Consider the following 11,418-nt stretch of genomic DNA (forward strand, 5'->3'; position numbering starts at 1 on the left):
CTATTTCCCGCATCAAAAATTTAATTACTCAACTCCCAAAACGCCTTATCCCGCATTTTCACTATTTTTTTCGCCCCATCAATATACAGGCTGTAGTGCTTCTCTAACTTATTGATGGTTTCCATAAGCTTCTCTTGTTCGGCTTTTTCATTCACGCTAAAGATGGCTTTCAGATCTTGAGGTTTAAGTTTGGCAACGCGGTGAATAACCCAAGTAAGTACGTAGCTGGAGTAATCATTTTCACCGGTTTGAAAATGGGTAATGTCTTGAGTCGACAAAATAACCCCCACGCCATATTCACGACCTTCTTTAAGAATTTTGCGAAGGCTTGGGAAATTTTGTGACATAAAGTTGTCAGCTTCGTCTACCAAAATCATCTTGGTGATTTGACGGAAGTCGCCCTGAACTTCGGGCTTACCTTTTTTCTGCATTTGCGAATAGAACAGGTCTAATGTTAAGGCCACCACCAGGTTCTGAATTTCTGGTGGGTAACCTGCTAACTCAATCACGGTAATGCCATCGACTAAGTCATACAGGCTCATGCACTTACTGTTATCGTCTTCGAAGATCTCTAACTCACTCAAGCTTTCTAAGGCTGCATATAGGGAGTCTTCATCTGGCTCGGTTTCAATAAACAGCGCCCATACATCGGCAATGGTTGGTGCTGGCTTGGTCCAACTGGCAGGATTCGCTTTTTGAATACCGGCTAACTCATAGGCTTCACCCACCAACTTACGTAAACGTAACTGCTGTTTTTGCCCTAAATTAAAGGCCTTACCCATGGTTTCTGAAAAGCCGCGCGCGGTATGTACCGGTAGCATAGGAGTGTCGCCAAACAGACTTAAAGGGTTGTAAGGCAGCTTATGCAGATTAAACTTTTTGCCCGCTGTTGCTTGCTGAAACTTGTCATCAACATAGTCGGATTTGTAGTCAAAAATCAGCATACCGATAGCCACGCCATTTACATTGCTACTTTGACCACGGTGCAACTGGGTGACCACTGATTTAGTAAATTGGGTTTTACCAGTACCCATGGTGCCAATAATACCGGTGTTAGTATTCATAAATTTAGCGGTATTGGTTGGCTCCCAATTAAGCGGAGCTTGCGTTACAGCATTATGTCCAAACAGTACGGTTAAATTGCTATCAATATCGTGTAATTGTTCAGCCATTGCAGGCTGCGTAACAGTATATTGATGCTGCTGTTCGGCAACATCTGCAAGTTCTAGCTCTTGGGTCGCCACTTCTTCGGTAAGAGTGCTTACCACTTGAACTGGTTGTAACTGCTCAAGTTCTGGCTCAGCTTCAATTGGCTTCGCTTGCACCTCATTATCTAAAACATACAGCGAAGGCACGTGACACAGTTTCACTACGTCTAACTTGGTTAAAACATCTTGTAAGGGCGTTTCAACTAAACAAGGTAACAAGCCCATGGGCAGGTCTACTTTTAGCACCCCGTCAATTAATTGATAATCGGGCTCTAAACAGCTTGCACCTTCTAGGTGACTCACCACAAAACCCTCTGGATAATCAGCCACTAAAGCAAGTGAATAATCCCCTTTTAACCACTGCTCTTTCGTAGCTAACAATGCATCAAAATAGTTTTGGGTGAATACTTTGTATAAACGGTATTTATCAACCTGCATTAACACTTGGCGCATAAATAAACCACGATACAGCTTACTGGCTAAACTTGAGTTACCGAGTAAATCTTGGCTTAAATAACGTAATAATTCTTGGGCTTGTTTTACTGCTTTTTTATAGTCGGGCACGGCCCCCGTTTTTACTTCTACGGGTAATAAGTACATTTGTTGGTCTTTAAAACCCACCAACAATACGTCGTCAGAAATAGCGCCTTTTTTATAGCCATGAACATTGCGCGAGAATTCACTATCTGACATTTTTAAGCCAATATTGCCAGAAACGCGGATCATCTCGGCCACCGATAAGGGCACCCAAGTAATATCAGAGTTATAGACTAAGCTGGTCACAAACTTATAGGCACCAATAACCCCTTTACGCTCTTTATTGATGGTTGGCGCACAAGTCATCATCTTTAACAACCAGTCACCATTAAAGGCGTTGAACTCGTTAATTTGACCACCATCGCCCTGCTTCACGACTTTCTCAAATAAATCTCGCTGAGCCGTTACAGTAATTGCGTCGTAACTTGATGAACTGGTGTATTGATCGGAATAATGGATCAGCACCACATCTTCGTTACTATGGAAAAAATCCAAGGTAACTTTCGGGTCAATAATGGTGGTCCAAATAGAGCTGGCATAGCATTGCTCTAAAGCACCTTTAAAGTCTTCACTAACCGCCAGAGCAACCGCATTGGCGCCATGGTATTGGGTATTAGCTTTTAATGCTGGCTTAAGTAAAGCACCGATATACTTGGCCATCATTAGGTGGGGGAATTGCTGGTAATCAGCCCCTTTTAAACCAAAACCGGTGAAATAGGAGCCAGCTTTACTTTCTGAGGCATCCCCGGTAAGTAGGCCATCACAAGCAATCCCCGACGCCATATCGTCTATAGCAATATCGGAACAATCGACCTTATCGTTATTGCGAAAGAACGACAGGTGGGCATAGGCTTGGCCATTTTTTTGTGCTTGTTGATTAGTAAATTTGCTGTACGTTAATCGAGTGCGCAGAATATCGATGATGGCGTCAGCTACCTCTCGTGCTTTTCCTTTATTAAGCCCTAATTGTTCCTTTAACTGATCGTAGTTGGCAATCTCAGAAAAATGGTCAAAGGCATTAAAGACTAACTCATCATCGTAAAGGTTCACGTGAATAGAAGCGGCTTGCTCTTGATTGGTTCGCACATAATCAACCAAGCCCATAAACAGCTCATTGCCGTAATCTTGGTTTACCGCATTTACAATAATGCTCTTCTCTGAGCCGGTAAATAACTGACAAAATGCGGTTTGAAACTCATCAATTTTCTCTTTAACCAGCTTACGCACAAAGCTTAATGAGCTTTTCTCTTGAGGAACACTTTTAATCCAAAAGGCGTTTTCTTTTACTTGCTGATTGTAAGCAAATTCATATTGCGGATGATATACATAAGGTAATAAACCTTTGGGACTAAGCCGCTCGAAGGTAACATCAGGCAGGGAAGCAAAACTATCATCGGCTTGAATGGCTTGCCGCAAATTAAAATAGTAAGCCAGTATTAAGGGATGATATGGGGAATAGTATTCATTCTCCTCAAGTTGAACTAAGCCAATCTTAAGCACGGTTTTCTGAGCTTGAGTGAGCATACTACCGGTAGGTATTGCCGCAAAAAAATCAAGACATGAAGAGACAACTTGCTCAACTAGAGCAGTAAACTCCTCGCCCCAAGAAGCTAGCGAAGGAGTGCTACGGCGAACCTCCAAGTAATCAAATAAATTTGAATAGGCCAGATGGATCGTTTGATCAATTTCTTGCAGTTGCTCCAAGGTGATGGCGTCTCGGTCAAACAAGGCTACGATTCTACGTTCAACAAAATCTTGTTCCCAGCGCAATAAAGTGAGCCGTAAAGCCGGTACCACAAACTCACTATTGTCGATGCCCACTTTACCCTTTTGCGAGTAGAATTCACCGTTATAGTCATCTTTAAATAGTTTGTGGAAACGGCCGCGATTGAGCAACAAAGGGAGTGTTAAAGAATCGGTGGCGACTGCACCTTCTACGTTAAAACTTAAGCGGTTATCACCCGATTTTACAGTGAAGTCGATTTCATCAGCTTCATTCGCCAAAGCCTCAAAATCAACGATGCCATAATCGGCGCTATCAACCACTTGCTTAGCATCGGTTAATGAACAGCTTTCGCCTACTTCTGGTCGAATAACTAGTTGGTTATCATCCATATTTAAAGTGAGGCGCTGCTTAGAATTGCCAGGTTCAACTAAATAGATATTTTTAAAAGGCTCGATGAAGAACTCGCCCTTACGCAACACTAAACAACGGAAGTTATAAACTTCCGCTTTATTTTCTCGTTTCAGCGCCAAATTAAAAAACAAAGGCTCGTGATTGTAGAAGCCTTTAAGGCTAGCACTTGCACCTTTTAAGGTATTGCGCGTGCTAAGCACTTCTTGGTTATTAAACACTTTTGCGGGTTGTAGCTTGAATTGGTTTTTATCTAAATTGCTGGCCCCTTGAAATACCAACTTCAATTCAAATTCGTTAACACCTTCATCCAGCTCAATAATTATATGGCGTTCTCGCATCCCGGCTTTTGACTCTGACTTATACCGACCGGTAAGAGTTACACCTTCACTCATTTGCTCTGCCTCTAGAACAAGCTGTTGTTGTGAATTACGCTTTTTCTCCTGAATATAGGCTTCAAATTCAACGTCTTTCCAGGCATTTTCTTCGGAAAAATGTTCATCAATAAAACGTTCACCAAAGGTTTTAAGTCGATCTTGTAATTGGTCACCAAAGTGCTCTACTTCAAATGACAGCTCTTCATACAGTGCGCGGTTTTCTTCTAAACGTTTTTTAATTTGCTTAGGGTTACTCTGCATTTGCGCAACGAAAGGGTCGTCGAACATGCCAAGCTCATCAAAGTGAATTTCGCCATCTTCAACAGCTTTATATAGAGATTCAAAACCAAACATGGTGGCACCATCTTCTAAAATGGCATCGAATTGGTCATCGAGTAAGCAAGTAGATACGTCTTTACCTTGATCTTGCTGGTCAATCAGCCCTTTTAACGCTTCTTTGATTTTATCAGGGCTCCACACTTGCCCTACCTGGGCTAAATCTTCGGCTGAATTTATTAGGGTATCCAACAAACTGTTATGGATAACAACCAAGGCACAGCCTTTGAGGACACCAGACTGACTCGCGATTTCATCACGTAAATGAGAAATATAATTTTCGGTAAATCCTTCTACTTGTTCGATGTTTTCACTATGAATAACCGGAACAACCTTACATTTGGCCAATTGAATGTAAGGCAACTCAACATCGCCCACGATGATAGTTGTGTCACTCTGATGCGCTAACATCGCTTGATACAAACGTAAGCTATTTTCACTATCGGGCGATTTAAACTGATAGCGAAAACCCGGTTCTATTTGCGTTTCAGCATTCGCTAGAAACTGCTCAACCAAAAAGGTTTCAAATGGTTTTACAGACATAAACTGCGTCTCCACTATCACTCATGCGTTCAACATTGCCGATACGCTCATAAAATTTAATTAGCTCTTGCTCTGTTTGCTTATCAACAAATACACCGCGCAACTTAAACCCTGCAATGAGCTCGTGGAAACGGAGTTTTTCTTTAGGACCAACCACTATGTTAGTTAATAGGATTACGTAGTCTTGATTAAGCACCAGCACGCGACCACTGCGGCCTCTGCCTTGGATAAAATGTGACGCTAAGTTTTTTTCAACTTCAATGACATAGCGCTTGTTAATATTGGCACGCTCGCCGATGGCAAATTGCGCCATCGCCAACTTCATAATATTGCCTAACCAAACAAGAGCAGAGTCGGATTCTTCTAATGGAGTATCTAGATTACGCTGAGAGCGAAACGCTCTGGCAAAGTTTTCTAGCTTTGATTTGACATCTAGCCCGGTTTGTTGAATACCTTTAGCAATAGCCCAAAGAGGTAACTTAGTTGCATTCTTCTCACTATAATTTGGTTGCAGCAGTTCCAACATGGTTAACATGGGAAATAAACGAGTGGCAGACTCACTAAAGAGCTTATAACCATGGTCTTTAATATGACGACGCTCATTGCTGGCCCGCTCATGATCCATGATGAAGTATAAAGGCTTAGATTTAGGGGCCTCACCTGAACGCCAATCGGTAAGCGCCAAACTTAATTGAGCAGTATAGGTAAACCCATAAAATGCCAAAAAGGATTCAATCTCACTGAGTAAATACTTGGGACGGCTCACCAAAAAATTCAAATCATCACGAAAGGCCTTAGACAGATATGGCAAATAGGGCTTTTCGTATACTTGCATGGATGAGTCATCTTTCATCCGACTGCGCAAGGTGGTTAAGACCTCCCGCTCGATAAAGTTTAAGTTTGGTTCAACAACATCAATTCGTTCGTTTTTCAGAAGATTGGTAAACATAGAAGCAATACGAGCATCACCTGTTTCATATTCACCTTTTTGAGCTCGAAACAGTAACAACTCAGGGCTAACTGAAAATATGTCTTTATTATCAAAGTACATCTCTCGCAGTACATCCCAAAAAGCTTCTTCACCTAGCTTTTCTTCAAAGGCCTCTTGGCAAGACTGTACAAATTCGTCATAGCTGTAATTTTCTATTTTTTTTCTGAACAGACCACGTAGTACTAAACCGATCACGGCATTCCAATCAAAGTTATTGCCCTTAGTACGAATAGGTAAGTAATTGTTTAAGCTGTTCTTATTAGGCACATCTTCTGAAGTTTGCGGTAGTGCTTGGTTAAAGGGGTAGCTATATCGATCTAATGTCATTGTTAAATACCACTCACTTCAAAGTATTCATTGTCTTCATTGACCACCTTGTAACGCTTATCTCGATTTAAGATAAACAGTGTGTCTTTACGGTTTGCGACTCCAATAATTTGTTCAATAACTTCATCAAGCAGCAATACCGCATTTTTGTCATGCTTATTGGGACGATATCCTTGATTAATTTTGACCAATAACTCCAACAAATTGATGCTAATAGGTAATGCTTTTAATAGATCTCCATCCACTTGGATGTAGGCATTAAATGAACCAATTTTGCCAGCACCATTAGATTGGATACCGCTGAAACTAGGTTTAACCTCAAGCTCGACAGCTGTTTTAAAACGATTAAGTTCAGAAATAAAATACTGATCTTTGTCTAAGGCAGGAGAGTTACGATTGCAGTAACGATGAATAGCGGCAATTAAGGTCTCTTTGTAGAACTTATTTAATTGCTTTCTCTGTTGAGGCGAGCCATCAAACCGATGATGTAGCAACCAAACATCGGCGTACAAATCGACTAAGGAGTTATCAAAATCCAGCTTTAAGCGATCTGTGTAAGCATTGGAAAATTGAGCTTCATCTTTAAGCAAGTACACCATTCGTAAATAAGAGCTTGCTGTTGAGACATCGAACACCCCGAAAGATTTAACTTGTTGCTTTAGGCTGGTAAACCCCTCGTCTTCAATACCCAAACCAAACTGTAGTACAAACTCATCGATATGACGTGTATGAATGTTACTTACATCAAAGCCTTGGATCTGTTCCAGTAACTCATTATCCGCTCCCGAAAACAAGTTATCGAACAGGTAGCCATCCATCACTAAAATTTGAAAAACAAAATCCAACAAAGCTCGAGCAGTTAAAAACTGGTCTTTTATTAAGCGAGCCTTTAATAACAAGGCAATAACGTTTCGTTGTACCGACTCTAAACCAAGCAATGCATAGTTTGCCGTTAGAGTGGTATGGCCCCTTAATGTGACTTCTCGGTCATATAAAGCATAAAAAGGATTGTCTAAGGTTTGGGCCGTTAAACGAGCAATAAACTGAGAAGCAAACTCAGATGAACAGCTTTGCTGGCTTAAGGTAAACTTTGGGTATTTTTCAAAATCAAGATAAGTATGATTTGCAGGAATAGAACTGGAATTGTTGTCCAAAAAGGCTTTTATTGATGCTTTAATTTCTTGATGTTGCTCGTTGCCCTCTTCAGCATAATTTCCTAACATGCCTATATTAATACCGATGACCAAAGGCTTAGAGCCTTGTTTAAATAAAGCGAAACGTTTATCTAGAGCCTCTATGGCGGTTTGGTTGGGGCTGAAGCTATGGGTCGCATCTAGATGGAAATCGTGAGTCGATTTAAACTGCTGACTATACCGAGTCAAAATCTCCGACTTCCCATCACCACTACTACCACAAAGAAATATAATCTCATTAGGCCTAGCTGATGTAAGCGCCCTTTTAAAGTCTGCCTCAATATCCGTTTCGATATAAATATAGTTTTTATAACCGGTAAGAATATCTGATTCGGTTTCTCGCTCAGTACTCACTGCATAAGGAGAAGACTTTGACAATATACTTAACACACTTAGAAACGAACTTTGGAGACCAGCACTACTCTTAGACGCCATTGTTAACTCGAACTATTATTATCAACTATTTTGTTAATTTGATACTACCAATCCCTATTTCTTTGCACAATCTTCTAGCTCACCGATTTCAAAAATTTTCACTAAAACAATGGGCTACCTTACAGATTAACCCCCAAACACTTGTCTTTAGTCTATTTATTGAGCGATGTTTAATAACAAGCATTGACAACTCGACACCAACAACGATGATGAACACATTCTCTTTTAAACAAATAAACATTACGTTTAAACATGCCCTACTCATCTCTACTCTCGCCGATTCACCAATTTTTACATTGCGAAACACCAACTGCTTGGTTAGACGAAGCAAAGCGACCAGAAAACCTCGCCCTATTATTAATTGACCATGCCAACGCGGAGTGGAAGGCCGCCGCCAGCGCCAGCAAGCTAATGTTAAAATATGCAGGGCAAAATAATCCCCAGCTACAGCAGGAGATTAAACACTTATTGGCTCCGTATGAGTTCATTATTTTTAGAGCGGGTAAGTTATCGCTAGAAACATTCAGCGCTTGGTTTTTTGCCGATGGCATCACTAAGGCGAGTTCCGAGCAGTGGGCACAAGCCCATTCAGCACTTGCCTTAATCAAGCGCTGTAAATTAGCTCCCCTGTTAAGCGCACAAATAGAACAAGAGCTGCTGGCTTACACCCCCTCAGCTACACAAACGCCCCCTTCGACATCGGCGATAATTCAGCAAAAGAGTCAGCAAGACAGCGAGTTTAAGCAGCAATTGTTGGAAAAAATGCGGCTACTTATCAAAGAGGAGCTGCATCATTTTGAACAAGTATTTGCCATCATGGCTAAGTTCTCGATTACTTACCATAACGTAACAGCCGGCTATTACGCCAAGGGCTTAATCTCACAGGTGCGCCATTTTGAACCAGAGGCTTTAACCGACAAACTCATTATTGGCGCCTATATTGAGGCGCGCTCCTGCGAGCGTTTTGCCAAATTAGCCCCCTTGCTTCCTTTGGAAATTGGTCAGTTTTATACCTCACTACTGCGCTCTGAAGCACGCCACTACCAAGACTATTTGCAACTGGCCGCACAACTTTGCTCAACACCACTATTGGATAAGCGAATTGAAGAAATCGGCGAGGTAGAAGCAAAGTTAATCTTAAACCAAGAGCCCTTGTTCCGTTTTCACAGCGGCATTCCTTGCCTAGGCAAGCCTGTCTAAGGAAGCAGCCATTCTAATGTTAAAAGGCCTTAACGGAGTGAATTGAAGCGGCAGTTAAAACAAGGTTTTTTATTGCTACCCACTTACTAACAAACAAAGCAAGCAACAATCTAGCTAGCCCTGACAAAACCGTTTAGCGGCAAAATTAAGCTTGCCATAATGCTAAGTGCTACACTGAATTTGATCCGGTTGTTGTCTTAAGCCGTAGCTATTTCATGAGCTATTATTTCAGACAAGGTGAATTATGCGCTTACCTCTTTTTCCTTTAGAACTGTTCCTGTTACCCGGCGGGATTAGCAAGCTCCGTATATTTGAACCTCGCTACTTACGGTTAGTTTCAATAGCCAGTGCCGAATCTAAAGGCTTTGTGCTGTGCCAACCTAAACTCAACATCAACGATAAGTTTGAAATTGGGGTGCATTGCATCATAGATGATTTTGAGCAATTAGAAGACGGCATGTTAGGCATTACCATTAGAGCGACTAAACGAGTGAGCTTAACCGACATTAGTCAAGCCGATGACAAACTCTTTAGCGCCCTAGCTACCGAGCTTCCCGCTTGGCCCGTCGAGCCCGCCGAAGACCAACAAGATGGTTTAAGTGATAAGCTTAAACAAGTACTTAGCTTGCACAGTTTATATAATGAGTATCCCGCTAGCATCGATTATCAAGACGAAAATTGGGTTGTATCTCGCTGGTTAGAATTACTCCCCTTTTCTATAAAAGCCAAAAACCAAATCCTTCACGAAGAAGACTTTTCTAACTTAAAAAGTTTGGTACACCAATTGGTATCTGACATCACCATAGAAACCGATTAACAGCTTGAAGTGCATGTTTAATAAGCACTTACATGATAATATTCGGGCGTTTATCAAAATTACATTTTTTTATTACGATTTTTGAACTTTTACACACTCTGTTCTCAAAAAGTAGTTTAGAATGGTTCAATCATGGATGATGCTAGGTAAAGATAAAATAACAGGCTTAGACCACCTATTTATCTGTTGCCTTAATACTCTTGGAAAAATCAATAAGTAGTAGTAGAAAGTGAGCGAACTGCGACCCTGACTTTCTCAAAGGTGATTCATGAGATATAAAGCAAAAATAAGCGCAGCAATTACACAAGCACTACCGCTAGTCCAATCTGCCACCGCCGATGAAGCCGTATTATGGAACATCGAAAAAGAGCGAGACATGCTCTGTATGGAGTTTACGTCAAATTTGAGTTTTGAACGCTTAGAAGCGGGTTTTCAAGAAGCCGCTGAAAAGTTAGGCATTAGCTGCCCTATCAGCATTCTAAAATTACGCCGCTAGTTTAAAATCCGAGTGGGGGGCTATCCCCCCAACTTTTCCTTCTAATAAGCCATCACTGATACCGCAGTAAGACCTTACTGTACGGCTAGTTGCTTATTCTCTGCGCTGATTAGCCCAGCCTTGTAAAAAACAAAAACCAATAAAAAAGCAGCCTTGCGGCTGCTCTACTTATTTACGGCTCTTGCTGAAGCCAAGGTGGTAAGCAAACGCCTAGGCCACCTAAACCACAATAACCATCAGGATTTTTATGCAAGTATTGCTGATGGTCTAACTCGGCATAATAAAATACATCAAAATCAACAATCTCGGTGCTAATCGCCTTAGCCAAACCTTCACCTTTTAAGGCTTCTTGGTAAGCTAACTGAGCCTGTTTAGCAATGCTAGCCTGCTGCTCATCTACGGCAAAAATAACCGAGCGATATTGCGTACCAATATCACCGCCTTGGCGCATACCCTGGGTTGGGTCGTGCTGCTCAAAAAAGCAGGCTAACAATTGCCGATAGCTAATCACGCTAGGGTCATATACCACTTTTACCGTTTCAGCATGACCGGTTAAACCGGTGCATACTTCTTCATAAGTGGGGTTGGGTGTATAACCACCAGCAAAGCCAACGGCTGTAGTGATAACCCCCTCTTGTTGCCAAAACAAACGTTCGGCTCCCCAGTAACAGCCTAGCGCGAAATAAGCTATTTCCATACCGGCTGCTGGCGCTTGTAGGTAGTTGCTACCATTCACTGCGTGCACACCGTCAAGCTCGATGGCCTGCTCTCGTCCAGCAAGTGCTTCTTGCGGACTTACCATTTCCGTTTTGCTCACTTATACC

General features: G+C 41.7%; 7 protein-coding genes. 3 read left to right on the forward strand and 4 right to left on the reverse strand.

The annotated features are described in order from the left end of the window. Positions 1-20: 20 nt before the first annotated feature. From dptH to dptF, 3 genes are read right to left on the reverse strand one after another with little or no spacing between them, the layout of a single operon-like run. Complete coding sequence (gene dptH / locus AR383_RS03500; protein WP_055731873.1) at positions 21-5,135, reverse strand: DNA phosphorothioation-dependent restriction protein DptH; 5,115 nt, start codon at positions 5,133-5,135, stop codon at positions 21-23. Then, entirely contained in the window at positions 5,116-6,453 is a 1,338-nt protein-coding gene (dptG, locus tag AR383_RS03505; protein ID WP_055731874.1) for a DNA phosphorothioation-dependent restriction protein DptG, read from the reverse strand. Before dptG ends, dptH begins: the two co-directional genes overlap by 20 nt. Positions 6,454-6,455: 2 nt before the next feature. Next, entirely contained in the window at positions 6,456-8,024 is a 1,569-nt protein-coding gene (dptF, locus tag AR383_RS03510; protein ID WP_229711042.1) for a DNA phosphorothioation-dependent restriction protein DptF, read from the reverse strand. Positions 8,025-8,333: 309 nt separating this feature from the next. On the opposite strand from dptF, the gene AR383_RS03515 reads away from it, so the two are divergent. From AR383_RS03515 to AR383_RS03525, 3 genes are all read left to right on the forward strand, one after another. Continuing rightward, on the forward strand, positions 8,334-9,281 hold the full coding sequence (locus AR383_RS03515; RefSeq protein ID WP_055731876.1) for a MiaE family protein: 948 nt from the start codon (positions 8,334-8,336) through the stop codon (positions 9,279-9,281). 244 nt (positions 9,282-9,525) lie between these two features. Further along, entirely contained in the window at positions 9,526-10,098 is a 573-nt protein-coding gene (locus tag AR383_RS03520) for an LON peptidase substrate-binding domain-containing protein (RefSeq protein WP_055731877.1), read from the forward strand. A 268-nt stretch (positions 10,099-10,366) separates the two neighbouring features. Beyond that, positions 10,367-10,594 carry a hypothetical protein gene (locus AR383_RS03525; protein ID WP_055731878.1) on the forward strand — a complete coding sequence of 76 codons (228 nt, stop codon included), beginning with the start codon at positions 10,367-10,369 and terminating at the stop codon, positions 10,592-10,594. Between the two features lie 172 nt (positions 10,595-10,766). On the opposite strand, the gene msrA is transcribed toward AR383_RS03525, so the two are convergent. Continuing rightward, positions 10,767-11,411, reverse strand: a complete 645-nt coding sequence (gene msrA, locus AR383_RS03530) for a peptide-methionine (S)-S-oxide reductase MsrA (protein ID WP_229711045.1) — start codon at positions 11,409-11,411, stop codon at positions 10,767-10,769. Between the last annotated feature and the right edge of the window lie 7 nt (positions 11,412-11,418).

The sequence above is a fragment of the Agarivorans gilvus genome, from assembly GCF_001420915.1.
GTDB classification, from domain to species: Bacteria; Pseudomonadota; Gammaproteobacteria; order Enterobacterales; family Celerinatantimonadaceae; genus Agarivorans; species Agarivorans gilvus.